The organism is Streptomyces sp. NPDC017940 (assembly GCF_044328435.1).
Taxonomy (GTDB): domain Bacteria; phylum Actinomycetota; class Actinomycetes; order Streptomycetales; family Streptomycetaceae; genus Streptomyces.
Map to the genome: position 1 here is coordinate 263,803 of NZ_JBIRHJ010000001.1, position 15,323 is coordinate 279,125.

A 15,323-nucleotide genomic window follows, 5' to 3' on the forward strand; every position below is an offset into this window, starting at 1 on the left:
ATATCGGGCAGGGTGGCGCGCATCCGCGGTAGTCGGGTTGGTCCATACGTGCCGGAGCCACAGGGACCCACATGCGCCGGCGCCGCGGTGGCGGCCCGCACGCGCCAGCGCCGCGGTGGCGGCCCGCACGCGCCGGCGCCGCGTGGCTCACATCCGCTTGAGCACCGCCTGCTTGGCCACGGTGAACTCCTCGTCGGTCAGGACACCGCTCCGGTGCAGCTCGCCGAGCTCGCGCAGGCGGCGAAGGAGCGCGTCGTGGTCGTCCTCGGCCCCGGCGGCGGGCGGCGCGGCCGGGGCGCTCGCCGGTGCGTCCGCCGGCGCGGGCAGGGCCTTCGCGGCCGGGTGCGGAAGCCGGGCCTGCACGGCCGCCGCGACGAGCGCCATCAGTGGGTCCTTCTTGAAGCCCCACAGCTCCACGGAGTTCGGGTCGTACTTCGGCGGCGCCTTGGTGGGGGAGTGGCGCACGGCGAAGCGCAGATAACCGTTCTCCAGGCCTATGGCTGGCTGCCACTCCACCGCGGCGACATCGGCGAGGGCTATGGTGCGGGCGCCCGCCGCGGCCTTCGCCTCCTCGGTCTTCCAGTTCCACTCCAGGCGGACGCGCTCCCCGTCGAAGCTCACCGTTGCGTCACCGGCGGCGACCTGGAGCGGCACGGAGGGGCCCGGCAACAGATAGCTGTCGCAGCTCTGTGCGGGCACCTGCTCCAGGTGCAGCGCGTTGCGGACCTCGTCGACCATGTACTCCGCGACGCCGTGGCGGTCGGCCTCGACCAGGAGCTGGTACGGGTCGCAGGAGTCGGCGAGCTTGCCGCCCGTCGCCTGGAGCAGGGGGTCCGCGCCGTCCCGCAGCCGCAGCCGCAGGCGGCCGCTCTTCTTGCCGTGCTCGAAGGCGATACCGGTCAACGCCGCGAGCGGCAGGGTGAGTTCGCCGAGGGTCTTGCGCAGCAGGGAGACGCTCTTGTCGTGGCCCGGCACGATGCGCAGCGTCACTCCGTCGAAGGTCCAGGTCCCGTCGCGCTGGATGATTTCCGCCATGGGGGGATTCTCGCACCGCGGCCGGACCAGGTGGTCTACACCTTGACCCGGTCTGGGGTGCGCGGTACGCATGATGACGGTTCGTCCGCGTCACATCCGCGTCGCCCGGTGAAGGGACCCGCTTGTGAGACAGCACCACGGAACGGCCTGTGTCCTCGGTTCACTCCTGCTCATGGCCGCCGCCGGCACGTCGTCGTCGGCCACCGCGGGATCCGCCCCCGCCGCCGCGCGGACCGCGCCCGTACCGCTCGGCCGGGTCGTGCCCGCGCCGCTGGCCGTCGAGCCGGGCGGCCCCGGTTTCGAGATCACTGCCAAGACCCGCATCCGCGTCGGCAGCGGCAACGCCGACGAGCGCCGCGTCGGCGAGTACCTCGCGGACATCCTGCGCCCCTCGACGGGCTACCGGCTCCCGGTCACCGACCGCGACGGCGAGGGCGGCATCCGGCTGCGCATCAGCGCCGAGCCGGCGAACAAGGTGCTCGGCAACGAGGGCTACCGCGTCATCTCCGCGCGCGATTCCCTCACCATCACGTCCTGGACGTCCACGGGCCTGTTCCACGGCGTGCAGACGGTGCGCCAGCAGCTGCCCGCCGCCGTGGAGAGGAGGACGCCGCAGCGCGGCCCGTGGCGGATCGCGGGCGGCACCATCAGGGACATGCCGCGTTACGCCTACCGCGGTTCGATGCTGGACGTGTCCCGGCACTTCTTCCCCGTCGCCCATGTCAAGCGCTACATCGACCAGCTGGCGCTGTACAAGATGAACAAGCTGCATCTGCACCTGAGCGACGACCAGGGCTGGCGGATCGCGATCGACTCCTGGCCCCGGCTCGCCACGTACGGCGGGTCCACGCAGGTCGGCGGCGGCCCCGGCGGGTACTACACCAAGGACCAGTACAAGGACATCGTCGCCTACGCGGCGTCCCGCGGCCTCCAGGTGATCCCCGAGATCGACATGCCGGGCCACACCAACGCCGCGCTCGCCTCGTACGCGGAGCTGAACTGCGACGGCGTCGCGCCGCCGCTGTACACCGGCATCGAGGTCGGCTTCAGCTCCCTGTGCGTCGGCAAGGACGTCACGTACGACTTCGTGGACGACGTCGTCAGGGAGCTGGCCGCGCTCACACCCGGCGGGAGCGTGCACATCGGCGGCGACGAGGCGCACTCCACGAGCCACGAGGACTTCGTGACGTTCATGGGCAGGGTGCAGCCCCTGGTCACCAAGTACGGCAAGTCCGTGATGGGCTGGCACCAGCTGGCGGGCGCGCACCCGGTGCCGGGCGCCGTCGCGCAGTACTGGGGCTACGACCGCACCGGCCAGGCCGAGCGCGACCGGGTCGTGAACGCGGCGAGGAACGGCACCAAGCTGGTCCTCTCCCCGGCCGACCGCTCCTACCTCGACCACAAGTACGACAAGGACACCCCGCTCGGCCTGTCGTGGGCGGGCTATGTGGAGGTGCAGCGGTCCTACGACTGGGACCCGGGAACGTATCTGGAGGGCGCGCCCGCCGACGCGGTCATCGGAGTCGAGGCGCCGCTGTGGACGGAGACCCTGTCGACGCCCGCGCAGCTCGACTACATGGCGTTCCCGCGGCTTCCCGGCATCGCCGAGCTCGGCTGGTCGCCCGCTGCCGCGCACGACTGGGGCGGGTACCGCACCCGCCTCGCGGAGCAGGCGCCGCGCTGGGACGCCCTCGGCATCGGCTACTACAGGTCGCCGCAGGTGCCCTGGCCGTCCCGGTAGCCGAAGGGCGGGGCTCGGGAGGACCGTCTCCCGAGCCCCGCCCGGTCCGTGGACCGCCCCTAGGCGATCGGGTTCTTCAGGGTCCCGATCAGCTGGAGGGCGCCCGCGGGGTCGGCGAGGTCCAGCATCTGCTCGTTGTCGCGCAGCTGGAGCCGGTTCAGGCAGGACAGCGCGAACTCCGGGGCGAACATGTCGTACTGGCGGAACTTGTCGGCCAGTTCGGGCATGGAGTGCTGGTAGTCGCGTACGCACTCGCCGACCGTGCGCCAGAAGGCGTCCTCCTCGACGAGCCCCTCCGAGACGAGGTCCGCCGCGAGGAAGCGGAAGAAGCAGTCGAAGACGTCGGTGAAGATGGACAGGAGTTTGCGGTCATCGGGCACCTCGACGCGGATGCGCTCCACCTCGGGCGGCAGGACCGCCGTCGGGTCCAGTACCGCGATCTCCTCGGCGATGTCCTTGAACAGGGCGCGCTGCACCACGCCGTCCTTCAGGACGAGGATCACGTTCTCGCCGTGCGGCATGAACACCAGGTCGTACGCGTAGAAGCTGTGCAGGAGCGGCGTCAGGTAGGCGCGCAGATAGCGGCGCAGCCACGCGGTGGGGGCGAGGCCCGAGCGTGCGATGAGGGCGCCCGCGAAGGACGCGCCGTCGCGGTCGGTGTGCAGCAGCGACGCCATGGTGGCGAGCTGCTCGCCCTCGCCGAGGGAGGGCACCGGGCTCTCGCGCCACAGCGCGGCGAGCATCTTCCGGTAGGGCGAGTAGCGGTCGGTGGCGGCCTCGTACTCCAGGTGCCGGTAGCCGACGGCGGCGCGCTCACGGATGATGCCGAGGCCGGTGGACCTCAGCACCTCGTCGGAGGCCACGAGGTTCGCGAGCCAGTCGTTGATGGCCGGGGTCGCCTTCATGTACGCCGCCGAGAGCCTGCGCATGAAGCCCATGTTGACGACGGAGAGCGCCGTCTTCACATAGTGCTTGGCGGGGTCGGAGGCGTTGAAGAACGTCCGGATGGACTGCTGTGCCAGATACTCGTCGTCGCCCTCGCCCAGACACACCAGGCGCCGGTCGGCGACCTCCGCGGCGAAGGTGACGGACAGCTTGTTCCACCACTGCCGGTCACGGAGGCGCGGTACCGCTCCGTGGTGGTGTCGTTGAGCAGGTGCGAGCGCATGAACTGTCCTCCAGGTGAGGGGACTCGGTCGCGCCCCCGGGTTAGGGCACAGCAGGGAGGGCCCGGGGGCGCGACGTGGAACTTAGGTTGCCTAACCTAAATATCTTTGGTCTCCGCTCGGGGGGTACGACAGCGCCGCCCGGCTGCGGGGAGGCAGCCGGGCGGCGCTGGGAGGGTACTTTCTTGGGCCCTGTCGATGGGGCCGGGAGGGGGGTTCGCAGGTGACCGGCGGGGGGTCTGAGCCCGTCCGGCGATCGAGGACGAGCAGGCCGAAGGCCGCGACGCGGTTGACCGCCCAGGGCCTAGCGCCAGTCCCGTCAGGCGACCTTCTTCGCCTTCTCGATGGCCTCCGCCAGGTCCTCCAGGATCGGCGCGCACTTGTCGTACGAGTAGATCGGCTCGGTCACGCGAGGGATGACCTGCCCGGCCTTGACGGCGGGGAGCTTCGCCCAGGTCGGCTTCTGGTCGGCGAGGCCCGCGGGCTGCAAGGCGGAGGTGCGGTTGTCCATCATGATGACGTCGGCCCCGTACTTGTCGACGTTCTCCCAGGACAGGTTCTCGAACCAGCCCCCGCTCTCCTCCAGGGTCTTCGCGGGCGGCTCGACGAGGTTCACGCCGAGGGACTTGAAGTACTCGAGGTCGGCGGAGAGGTTGGACCCGGAGACGTAGAAGATGTCCTGGCTGGCGGAGCCGACGAGCACCTTGATCTCCGGCCGGGACTTCGCGGCCTTGCGCAGCCGCTCGGCGGCGGCCTCGAAGCGCTTCTTCGCCTTGACGACCTTGTCGGCCCCGACGTCGGCGCCGAGGGACTCGGCGAGGGCGAGCAGGCGCTCCAGGGGCTTGGTCATCTGCCGGTCGTAGACCGAGACGCCGACGCTCGGGGCCAGCTTGAGGATCTTGTCCTTGGAGGCCTCGGGCACGTACCAGAGGGTGCCCTTGTCGTCGAACATCGTGGAGATCAGCAGATCGGGATCGAGGCCGACGTACTTCTCGATGTTGAACTGGTCCCAGGCGTTGCCGAGGACGGTCACCTTGCTGATGTCCATGTCACCGGCCTGGACGTCCGGCTTGCCGTCCTTGGTCCTCGTCGGGCCGAAGACGCCCTTGACCTCGATGCCGTAGTCGAACAGTGCTGCGGCGACGCCCGTGAACGCGACGATGTTCTTGGGCGTCGAACCGGTCTCGGCCTTCTTCCCCCGGTCATCCGTGAACGACCAGGCACCGCCGTCCTTGGTGCCGCCCTTGCCCCCCTTGTCCCCCTTGTCGTCCCCGCAGGCTGCGAGAACGGCGGTGAGGCCGAGGGCGCCACCGGCGGCGAGGATGCCGCGGCGCGAGGGCTTGCGGGGGGTCTGGGGCATGGCGGGTCTCTGCTTTCGTACGGGGTCCTGGCCGGAAGTTTTGCTTAGGCTAACCTAACCTTGCTGGTGGGCTGGCATCACCGTTCTCGCCGCCCGTACCTCAGGGCGTCCCGATGAGACGGCTGTCGAACCCGGAACGCAGGAGGCGGTGGTAGGCGGCGCGGACCTCTGTCGGGACCTCTTGTTCGAGGGCGAATCCCAGCTTCGGGTACTCGATCACCCGTTGGAGGTCACCGACCAACATGTCCACGACCAGCTTCTCGTCGCCGATGGATTTGACGTAGTCGTCGAACGCGAGCGGCTCGGAAGCGCAGACGACATCGGCCTCGGGCCACAACTTGCGGCAGGTGGCGTACGAGCGGCGCTCCATGTACGGCTTGGAGACCAGGAGCAGTGAGGAGACGTCGACCCCCGCCGCGCGCAGCACCGCACGCGACAGGGTGATGTTCTCTCCGGTGTTGCCCGCCGCGGTCTCCAGGAGGATGGCCTCGTCGGGTACGCCCAGATCGAGCGCGTGCTCGCGGTAGTGGACCGCTTCACCCCGCGGGAAGCGGTCCGCCGTGGTCGGGCTGTTGCCGCCACTGAAGACGATCACGGGGAAGAGGCCGTCACGGTACAGCTCGGCCGCGGTTGTGGCCACGCCCAGGTCGTGGCTGCCGAGGCCGATGGCCGCTGAGCAGGGGCGAGGCTCGTGACGCAGTTGGTGGTACTGCCATACGAGGTTGGCGTCGCTCCACTGCGCGTCGGTGATGGTGTGCTCTCCGTGGTCGGGCACAGGGGCTCCCAGGTCATCGTTGCTGGCCACTTACCTCGACAGGGCGCCCGACGGGCCGTCGTACCGCCGCCGGATGCCCTCGATGCTGCGCAGTTGATGGCTCAGGCCGTACTGCGTGGCCAGACGCGCCGCGTGATCGAGGACGGTCAGCCCATCATTCCGCGTGGCCGGGTCCGACAGAAGGATGTGCCCGTGCGCGGTGTCCAGTCGTACGCGCTGCATGGGGGAGTCGACTGCGCCGCTCTGCCGAGCGATGCCGATGCAGCGGACGGCCTTCGAGAGCGCCCCGGAGCCACGGTACGACAGGGCAAGTTTCTGGTGGGCCACCGACCATTCCTCGGGCTCTCCAAGATCCTCGAACGCACGGATGGCGACCGTCATGACCCGAGCGGCGTGCTCGTGTTCGCCTTCTTTGCTGAGCGCCGTACCGATCCACAACCGGGCCCGAGCCCGGTCACGGAGACTCAGGCGTTCGTCGTCGGCGAGCTGCTCGTACTGGCGGGCGGACGCTTCAAGGCGACCGGACATCTCGGCGACGACTGCGAGCGAGAGTTCGATCTGTGCCGTGCGGCGCGGGATGTCGAGCGCGGTGAAGAGGCGGTGCGCGGCGGCGTACGACTGGCGAGCGGACAACGGGCCGAGAACCGCCCCCTGGTCGCGATGCAGGTCGCCGAGGAGTACGAGCGAGCGCCCGTAGAGATACAGGCCCTTGTCATCCAGTCCGTGAGGGTCGGCGGGGCCGAGCCACCGGTTCAGAAGACTGGAGGCGAACGTGAAGTTCTGATGGCTGAGGGAGACGATGACGCGGTCGATGTCCTCGGACCACGTCTCGTAGCGGGCGTGCGTGCCCGTGTGCTGCCCGGCCCCTGAGCGCATCGTCTCGAACCGGGCGTGCACGGCTGCGTCGGCGCGAGCGAGCGCGGTATCGAGAATGGCCTGGGTGTCGGGCCGCGGTTGTGTGGCATCGCTCAGCTTCTCCCACTTGGAGACCGTACGCAGCGCGACACCGAGATGGTCGGCGAACGCACGGGTGCTCATCCGTAGAGCGGAGCGCAAGGCTCTGGCTTCTCGGCCGGTCCAGTGCTGCACGCTGGCCACGGGCTGCCTCCCTCGGAACCTATCGAAGCACGGCAGGCGAAGGCGGCGGAGCAGAAGTGCAACGGAAGTGCAGCAAGTGGTCATTTCATGTCCGGTGAGCCATCGAGAAGCTTCAGACATGCAACCCAGCACGGAGTGCCGCGAAGTCAACGGTCCGTATGTCTACGGCTTCTTGCCTTTCCGCAGCCACCTCGGACCGAGACATTTCGCCGCGGAGCGCGAGCGGCGGACAGCGGCGGTGAGCTCACATCTCCTCGTGATCCGTTCCGCCGCACCGAGGCGCAGCATCGGCCACTTCATCGAGCCGGCTGGTCGCCCCGGCCCGCACCGTGCCGACGACTGGTTCGGAGGCTGGTGCGAGCTGCCGGACGACAGCACCCTCACCGACGCCGAGGCACTACGCCGTGCCCTGGAGGAGCAGAGCGCCGACGAACCCACACGCCCCGAAACCACCGCGACGACGGAGCCACGCCATGGAACCCTTTGAGCGCGCTCGGCTCGACGCCTATTTCTGCCGAATCGCCGCCCGCTTCACGCCCGCCGAACGTCCCACCTCATTCCTGATCACGCATCTGCTGCCGGAGCGCCCGGCCTTCGTCCGGGGCGTAGCACGCGTCACCGAACTGCGCGCCCTACTGCCCAAACCGAAGTCCGTACACGCCGAAGCGCTGCGGCAGGTCGAGAGCGACGGGTACGCGTGCGACAGGCTGACGCGTGAGCTGTTCGGCGACCCCGACCGGGCCGTGCGGTATCTCGACATGCGGGCCGCCGGCCGCCCCGTCGTCCTGCTCGACGTCGGCGGCTACTTCGCTCCCTCGATCGAGGCACTTTGCACCCGCTTCACGGGCCGCATCCTCGGTGTCGTCGAGGACACCGAGAATGGACACCGCCGCTACGCCGACCTCGACAAGCTGCCCTGTCCGGTCGTCTCGGTGGCCCGTTCGCCCCTGAAGGACCCCGAGGACTTTCTCGTCGGGCAGTCGGTCGTGTTCTCGACCGAGGCACTCATGCGCGGCCGCGGTGACATCCTGAACGGCCGCGCCGCCCTCGTGATCGGCTTCGGCAAGCTGGGGTCCAGCATCGCCCGTCTGCTGCATGCCAAAGGTGTCAGAGTCACGGTGTACGACATCGACCCCGTACGCCGTACCCAGGCGCTCTCCCAGGGCTTCACGGTCGCCCACGACCGCGCAGCCGGGCTCGGCGACGCCGGACTCGTGCTGTGTGCGACGGGGGCGCTGTCGCTGAGCGCCGAGGACTTCCCCAGACTGCGCAACGGCGCGTACGTCGCCACGGTGACCAGCAGCGAAGACGAACTCGAACTCGCGGGCCTGCCCGACGTGTACGAGCGCACCACGATCGATGAGCACGTCACTCGTTACCTGACGACGGGCCACTACTTCTACCTGCTCAACGGCGGCAACGCCGTCAACTTCCTGCACGGCGCAAGCGTGGGCCCGTTCATCCACCTCGTGCAAGCGGAAATACTTGCCGCCATCGCCGCCCTCGCCCGTGGCGCTCTCGATCCCGGAATGCACGAGGCCGGTCCGGCCGATCGCGCCGCCATCGCCACCACCTGGCTCGACTACTTCAATCGCTGACCACTGCCCTCGGTAAGGAAGCCCACCGTGCCCGTCACTGCCGACCACATCCGCGAGACCCTCGACGACTACCTCGCCGCCCACCCCGACGACAAGGGCCTGCTCGCCCGTCTCGAAGAACTTCTCCACGCCGGGGCCGACCTCGCCAGCCGCAAGGAGTTCCGCGGTCACGTCACCGCCGGGGCGGTCCTCGCCGACCCCACGGGCCGGGTTCTCCACATCAAGCACCTCACCCTGAACCGCTGGCTCCTGCCCGGCGGACATGTCGAAGCCGACGACTCCGGCCTCCTCGCCGCCGCGCAGCGCGAACTGGCCGAGGAGACCGGCATCACGGCCTCGGTCGTCATCCCTGCCGGACACCGCCCCGTACACATCGACGCTCACGCCATCCCCGCCAACCCCGTCAAGGACGAGCCCGCGCACCGACACTTCGACTTCCGGTTCCTCTTCCGCACTTCGGCCTACGTCGTGCAACTGCAAACCTCAGAGGTCACGGCCGCGGCCTGGCGCGACACCGACGCCATCGAGGACGGGACGCTGCGCCGCCGGGTACGCGAGGCGCTGCGCTGAGGAGTCGGAGCGCGGGGCCGGGCCCTCGAGCTGAGCGCCGGATGAGCTGGGCCTATCCAGCCCGTCCGGCGTCCGAGGACGAGCGCGCAGCGCGATGAAAGGGCGGGTGGGTGGGGGGAAAGAAAAGGGAGTCGCGCGGCCTCAGCCCGTGAGGCCCAGTTCGCGGGCGATCAGCATCCGCTGCACCTCACTCGTCCCCTCCCCGATCTCCAAGATCTTGGAGTCCCGCCACATCCGCGCCACCGGATACTCGTTCATGAAGCCGTAGCCGCCGTGGATCTGCGTGGCCTCGCGCGCGTTGTCGACGGCGATCGTCGAGGAGTGCAGCTTCGCGAGGGCGGCCTCCTTCTTGAAGGGCTCGCCGGAGACCAGGCGCGACGCCGCGTCCCGCCAGGCCAGGCGGGCCGTGTACGCCTTCGTCTCCATGTCGGCGATCTTGAACTGGATGGCCTGGTTCGCGCCGATCGGCCGGCCGAAGGCGTGCCGCTCCTTGGCGTACTTCACCGACTCGTCGACGCAGCCCTGCGCGAGACCCGTGGCGAGCGCCGCGATCGCGATCCGGCCCTCGTCCAGGATGCGGAGGAACTGCGCGTAGCCGCGCCCGATCTCACCGAGGAGGTTCGCCCGCGGCACCCGTACGTCGGCGAACGACAGCTCCCGGGTGTCGGAGGCGTTCCAGCCCACCTTCGAGTACGGCGCGGCGACGGTGAAGCCCGGGGTGCCGGAGGGCACGATGATCGAGGAGATGAGGGGCTTGCCCGCGTCCGTGCGGCCCGTCACCGCCGTCACCGTCACCAAGCCCGTGATGTCCGTACCGGAGTTGGTGATGAAGCACTTGGTGCCGTTGACGACCCACTCGTCCGTCGCCTCGTCCAGGCGCGCGGTGGTCCGCGTGCCGCCCGCGTCCGAGCCGCCGTCCGGCTCGGTCAGGCCGAACGCGCCGAGCACCTCGCCCGCGCACAGCCGCGGCAGCCACTCCCGCTTCTGCTCCTCGGTGCCGTAGAGGTGCAGGGGCATGGCGCCGAGCGACACGCCCGCCTCGAGGGTGATGGCCACCGAGGAGTCGACGCGCGCCAGTTCCTCCAGGGCGATGCCGAGGGCCAGGTAGTCGCCGCCCATGCCGCCGTACTCCTCGGGGAACGGCAGCCCGAAGAGCCCCATGCGGCCCATCTCGCGCACGATCTCGTACGGGAACTCGTGCCGCTCGTAGAGGTCGCCGATCTTCGGGGCGACGACGTCGTGCGCGAACTCCTCGACGGTGCGCCGGAGTTCCTCGTGCTCGGGGGAGAGACGGTGGTCCATGGTTTTCACTGCTCCTGGTGGGAGAGGGCACGCACGGTGCGGGAGGGGCTCGGGCGGCCGAGCCGGTCGGCCATCCACACGCTGGTGGCGGTGAGACGGCCGAGGTCGACCCCGGTCTCGATGCCGAGGCCGTGAAGCATCCACACGAGGTCTTCGGTGGCGAGGTTGCCGGTGGCGCTCTTGGCGTACGGGCAGCCGCCGAGGCCGCCCGCGGAGGCGTCCACGGTGCTCACCCCGTGCCGCAGGGCGGCCAGGGTGTTGGCGAGGGCCTGGCCGTACGTGTCGTGGAAGTGCACGGCGACGAGGTCCGTGGGAACGCCGGCGTCGTTCAGGGCGGTCAGGAGTGCCTGCACGTGGCCCGGCGTGGCCACCCCGATGGTGTCGCCGAGGCTCAGCTCGTCGCAGCCCATGTCGAGCAGGGCCTTGCAGACCCGGACCACCTGCGGGACCGGGACCGCGCCCTCCCACGGGTCCCCGAAGCACATCGAGAGATAGCCGCGTACGTGGACCAGGTCGTCCGGCGCGGCGGACTCCTTGGCCCGCGCCACCACCGGCTCGAACATGGCGAGCGCCTCGTCCACCGTGCGGTTCAGGTTGGCCCTGGCGAAGGACTCGGTGGCGCTGGCGAAGACGGCGACCCGGCGGGCGCCGAGCGCGAGGGCCCGGTCCAGGCCGCGGGCGTTCGGGACCAGGACGGGGAGGTGGACCCCCGCGATGCCCTCGACCCGGGGGTACAGCTGCTCCGCGTCCGCGAGCTGCGGCACCCACTTGGGGTGCACGAAGCTCGTCGCCTCGATCGTGGTCAGACCCGCCTCGGCCAGCCGGTGGATGAACTCGGCCTTCGTGGCGGTGGGGACCGTGGCCTGCTCGTTCTGGAGGCCGTCGCGGGCGCCCACCTCGTGGATGCGGACCCTGGCCGGGAGGCCCTCGGCCGGGACGACCATGGGCAGGGGGCCGATGTCGTCCGTCCGTGCGGCGGTCATGACGGCTCCTCCTCCGCCGGGACCACCACGGCCAGGACCTGGTCCATCGCGACCGTGGAGCCGGGGGTGACGTCCAGTTCCGTGACGGTGCCCGCGTGTGGTGCGGAGATGACGTGCTCCATCTTCATCGCCTCGACGACGAGCAGGCTCTGGCCCGCCGTCACCGTGTCGCCGGGAGCGACCTTGACCACCGTGACGGTGCCGGGCATGGGGGCCGTCAGGGCGTCCGCGCCCGCGTGGGCCGCGCCGGTCAGGGCCGCCTCCACGGGGTCGTGGTCCTGGACGTGCCAGGCGTCGCCGTCCCGGCCGAGCCAGTCCGCCGCGTGCTGGAAGGTGTGGACCCGGTCCTGGAGGTGGAGGGTGACGGTGGCGTGCTCCGCCGGGCGCTCCCCGCTGTGCCCGTTCGGCGCGCTCCGCGCGCGGGCGCCCCGTCCGGTGACCGGGCCGCTGTGCTCCCCGGCCCCCGCGAGCTCGACCTCGACGTCTCCGCCGGCCGTGCGACGTGACCTGACGGACACCGGCTCGTGACCCGGTACGCGCAGATGGTGCACGGTCCACGCGGCCTCGCCGCCGAGCCGCCACCCGCTGTCCACCGAGAACGGGTCCACCCAGCTCCCGGCCGCCGCCACCGGCCGCGCGCCGACCCGCACCAGCGCGGCGGCCAGATAGACCTCGGCCGGGACTTCCGCGTCGACCAGGCTCCCGGCGTCCCGCTCCACCAGCCCGGTGTCGAGCTCCCCGGCCACCACCGCCGGGTGCGCGAGCAACCGCCGCAGGAACCCGGCGTTCGTCTGCACCCCGAGGGTCACCGTTCCCGCGAGCGCGGCCCGCAGCTTGCGCAGGGCGGTCGCCCGGTCGGGCCCGTACGCGATGACCTTCGACAGCATCGGGTCGTACAGGCTGCCGACCTCCGTGCCCTCGCTGAGCCCGGAGTCGGTGCGCACTCCGTCGCCGGAGGGCTCGTGCAGGGCGAGGACGGTGCCGCCCGAGGGCAGGAACCCGCGGGCGGGGTCCTCGGCGCACAGGCGGGCCTCCACCGCGTGACCGGTGAGGGTGACGTCGTCCTGGGTGAAGGGCAGCGGCTCCCCGGCCGCCACCCGCAGCTGCCACTCCACCAGGTCGACGCCGGTGACCAGCTCCGTCACCGGATGCTCGACCTGGAGGCGGGTGTTCATCTCCATGAAGTAGTACGAGGCCGGGTCGTCGCCGGGCACGATGAACTCGACCGTGCCCGCGCCGACGTACCCGCAGGAGCGCGCGGCCTCCACGGCGGCGGCGCCCATCGCGGCGCGCGTCGCCTCGTCCAGGAGGACGCTCGGCGCCTCCTCGATGATCTTCTGGTGGCGGCGCTGGAGGGAGCACTCGCGCTCGCCGAGGTGCAGGACGGTGCCGTGCCCGTCGGCGAGCACCTGGATCTCGATGTGCCGGGGCCGGTCCACCCAGCGCTCGACGAGCAGGGTGTCGTCGCCGAAGGAGGCACGGGCCTCGCGCCGGGCGGCGGCGATCTCCTCGCCGAGGAGCGCCTCGTCCCGGACCAGGCGCATGCCCTTGCCGCCACCGCCCGCGGACGGCTTGAGGAGGACCGGGGTGCCGATCTCCAGCGAGGCGGCGACCAGTTGTTCGTCGGTCAGACCGCTGCCGGAGGAGCCGGGCACCACCGGCACCCCGGCCGCGCGGACCGTCTCCTTGGCGCGGATCTTGTCGCCCATCAGGTCGATCGCGGACGCGGGCGGCCCGATGAAGGCGAGGCCCGCGTCGGCGCACGCCCGGGCGAAGGCGGCGTTCTCGGCGAGGAAGCCGTAGCCGGGGTGGACGGCCTGCGCGCCCGAGGCCGCGGCGGCCGTGAGCAGGCGCTCCACGGAGAGGTAGCTCTCGGCGGCGGGGGCGGGCCCGATGCGCACCGCGGTGTCGGCCTCGCGCACGTGCCGGGCGTCGGCGTCGGCGTCGGAGAAGACGGCCACCGAACGGACGCCGAGGGCCCGCAGCGTACGGATGACGCGTACGGCGATCTCGCCGCGGTTGGCCACCAGGACTGTCTCGAACATGCTCATCACGTGTCTGCCCCTCACATCCGGAAGACGCCGAAGCCGCGTTCGCCGAGCGGCGCCCCGGCACACGCGGTCAGCGCGAGGCCGAGGACCTGGCGGGTCTCCAACGGGTCGATGACGCCGTCGTCCCACAGCCGGGCCGTGGCGTAGTAGGCGCTGCCCTGCTCCTCGTACTGCGCGCGGACCGGGGCCCTGAAGGCCTCCTCGTCCTCCTGCGACCACTGTTCGCCGCGGCCTTCGAGCTGGTCGCGCTTGACGGTCGCGAGCACGGACGCGGCCTGCTCGCCGCCCATCACCGAGATCTTGGCGTTGGGCCACATCCACAGGAAGCGCGGCGAATAGGCCCGGCCGCACATGGAGTAGTTGCCCGCTCCGTAGGAGCCGCCCACCACGACGGTCAGCTTCGGTACGCGCGTGCAGGCCACGGCGGTGACCATCTTCGCGCCGTGCTTGGCGATGCCCCCCGCCTCGTAGTCACGGCCGACCATGAAGCCGGAGATGTTCTGGAGGAAGACCAGCGGGATGCCGCGCTGGTCGCACAGCTCGATGAAGTGGGCGCCCTTCTGGGCGGACTCCGAGAACAGGATGCCGTTGTTCGCGACGACGCCGACCGGGTGGCCGTGGAGGTGTGCGAAGCCCGTGACCAGGGTCTGGCCGTACTCGGACTTGAACTCGGCGAAGCGGGAGCCGTCGACGACGCGGGCGATGACCTCGCGCACGTCGTAGGGCGTACGGGAGTCCACGGGGACGGCGCCGTACAGACCGAGCGGGTCGACCTCGGGCTCGTCGACCGGGCGGACCTCCCAGGGCGCGGCGCCGCGGGCCGGGAGCGTGGAGACGATCGTGCGGACGATGCGCAGGGCGTGCGGGTCGTCCTCCGCGAGGTGGTCGGTGACGCCGGAGACCCGGGAGTGGACCTCGCCGCCGCCCAGCTCCTCGGCCGTGACGACCTCGCCGGTCGCCGCCTTCACCAGGGGCGGGCCGCCGAGGAAGATCGTGCCCTGGTTCCGGACGATCACGGCCTCGTCGCTCATCGCGGGGACGTAGGCGCCGCCCGCCGTGCAGGAGCCGAGGACCGCCGCGATCTGCGGGATGCCGGCGCCGGAGAGCCGCGCCTGGTTGTAGAAGATCCGTCCGAAGTGCTCCCGGTCGGGGAAGACCTCGTCCTGCATCGGCAGGAAGGCACCGCCCGAGTCCACCAGGTACAGGCAGGGGAGGCGGTTCTCCAGGGCCACCTCCTGCGCGCGCAGGTGCTTCTTCACCGTCATCGGGTAGTACGTACCGCCCTTGACGGTGGCGTCGTTGGCGACGATCACGCACTCGCGCCCGCTGACCCTGCCGATGCCCGCGATCACCCCGGCGGCGGGGGCGTCGCCGCCGTACAGGCCGTCGGCCGCGAGGGGCGCGATCTCCAGGAACGGCGAGCCGGGGTCGAGGAGGGCGTCCACGCGCTCGCGCGGAAGGAGCTTGCCGCGCGCCACGTGCCGCTGCCGGGCGCGCTCGCCGCCGCCGAGGCGGGCCGCGGCGAGCTTGCCGCGCAACTCCTCGGCGAGGGCGCGGTGCGCCGCCTCGTTCGACCGCCAGGCGTCCGAGGCGGGATCCGCCGCGCTCGCGAGGACTGGTGCCTGTTGCATCCGCCGGTCTCCC

Annotated in this window: 12 protein-coding genes and 1 pseudogene; 4 read left to right on the top strand and 9 right to left on the bottom strand. The window is 71.0% G+C overall.

Annotation, left to right across the window (positions count from 1 at the left end; translation table 11 throughout):
* Window positions 1-147: 147 nt before the first annotated feature.
* Window positions 148-1,035, bottom strand: coding sequence for a DUF4429 domain-containing protein (locus ACH4DX_RS01150; protein ID WP_398153539.1), 888 nt, complete (start codon window positions 1,033-1,035; stop codon window positions 148-150).
* A gap of 172 nt (window positions 1,036-1,207) precedes the next feature.
* Here ACH4DX_RS01150 and ACH4DX_RS01155 point away from each other — a divergent pair, with 172 nt between their 5' ends.
* Window positions 1,208-2,776 carry a beta-N-acetylhexosaminidase gene (locus ACH4DX_RS01155; protein WP_398153540.1) on the top strand — a complete coding sequence of 523 codons (1,569 nt, stop codon included), beginning with the start codon at window positions 1,208-1,210 and terminating at the stop codon, window positions 2,774-2,776.
* A 59-nt stretch (window positions 2,777-2,835) separates the two neighbouring features.
* Here ACH4DX_RS01155 and ACH4DX_RS01160 read toward each other — a convergent pair.
* The 4 genes and pseudogenes from ACH4DX_RS01160 to ACH4DX_RS01175 form a co-directional block, all read right to left on the bottom strand.
* Window positions 2,836-3,885, bottom strand: a pseudogene (locus ACH4DX_RS01160) (IucA/IucC family protein); the annotation flags it as partial.
* 376 nt (window positions 3,886-4,261) lie between these two features.
* The gene (locus tag ACH4DX_RS01165) at window positions 4,262-5,302 is read right to left on the bottom strand and encodes an ABC transporter substrate-binding protein (RefSeq protein ID WP_398153541.1); all 1,041 of its coding nucleotides are present in this window, start codon (window positions 5,300-5,302) and stop codon (window positions 4,262-4,264) included.
* A 100-nt stretch (window positions 5,303-5,402) separates the two neighbouring features.
* On the bottom strand, window positions 5,403-6,077 hold the full coding sequence (locus ACH4DX_RS01170; RefSeq protein ID WP_398116654.1) for a YdcF family protein: 675 nt from the start codon (window positions 6,075-6,077) through the stop codon (window positions 5,403-5,405).
* Between the two features lie 30 nt (window positions 6,078-6,107).
* Complete coding sequence (locus ACH4DX_RS01175; RefSeq protein WP_398153542.1) at window positions 6,108-7,175, bottom strand: helix-turn-helix domain-containing protein; 1,068 nt, start codon at window positions 7,173-7,175, stop codon at window positions 6,108-6,110.
* 238 nt (window positions 7,176-7,413) lie between these two features.
* Between ACH4DX_RS01175 and ACH4DX_RS01180 the strand changes: the two genes are divergently transcribed.
* Genes ACH4DX_RS01180 through ACH4DX_RS01190 form a run of 3 tightly spaced genes read left to right on the top strand, consistent with a single transcriptional unit; the run spans window position 7,414 to window position 9,343 of the window.
* On the top strand, window positions 7,414-7,662 hold the full coding sequence (locus tag ACH4DX_RS01180) for a hypothetical protein (protein ID WP_398153543.1): 249 nt from the start codon (window positions 7,414-7,416) through the stop codon (window positions 7,660-7,662).
* A complete protein-coding gene (locus ACH4DX_RS01185) occupies window positions 7,649-8,773 on the top strand; it encodes an adenosylhomocysteinase (RefSeq protein ID WP_398153544.1) in 1,125 nt (374 codons plus the stop codon). Before ACH4DX_RS01180 ends, ACH4DX_RS01185 begins: the two co-directional genes overlap by 14 nt.
* 27 nt (window positions 8,774-8,800) lie before the next feature.
* Entirely contained in the window at window positions 8,801-9,343 is a 543-nt protein-coding gene (locus ACH4DX_RS01190) for an NUDIX hydrolase (RefSeq protein WP_398153545.1), read from the top strand.
* Window positions 9,344-9,484: 141 nt separating this feature from the next.
* Here the strand turns inward: ACH4DX_RS01190 and ACH4DX_RS01195 are convergent, their stop codons facing one another.
* From ACH4DX_RS01195 to ACH4DX_RS01210, 4 genes are read right to left on the bottom strand one after another with little or no spacing between them, the layout of a single operon-like run.
* Window positions 9,485-10,645 carry an acyl-CoA dehydrogenase family protein gene (locus ACH4DX_RS01195; protein ID WP_398116662.1) on the bottom strand — a complete coding sequence of 387 codons (1,161 nt, stop codon included), beginning with the start codon at window positions 10,643-10,645 and terminating at the stop codon, window positions 9,485-9,487.
* A 5-nt stretch (window positions 10,646-10,650) separates the two neighbouring features.
* Window positions 10,651-11,628 carry a hydroxymethylglutaryl-CoA lyase gene (locus ACH4DX_RS01200; protein WP_398153546.1) on the bottom strand — a complete coding sequence of 326 codons (978 nt, stop codon included), beginning with the start codon at window positions 11,626-11,628 and terminating at the stop codon, window positions 10,651-10,653.
* Entirely contained in the window at window positions 11,625-13,673 is a 2,049-nt protein-coding gene (locus ACH4DX_RS01205) for an acetyl/propionyl/methylcrotonyl-CoA carboxylase subunit alpha (RefSeq protein ID WP_398153547.1), read from the bottom strand. The genes ACH4DX_RS01200 and ACH4DX_RS01205 overlap by 4 nt, the downstream gene beginning before the upstream one ends.
* 20 nt (window positions 13,674-13,693) lie before the next feature.
* On the bottom strand, window positions 13,694-15,310 hold the full coding sequence (locus ACH4DX_RS01210; protein WP_398153548.1) for a carboxyl transferase domain-containing protein: 1,617 nt from the start codon (window positions 15,308-15,310) through the stop codon (window positions 13,694-13,696).
* Window positions 15,311-15,323 lie beyond the last annotated feature (13 nt).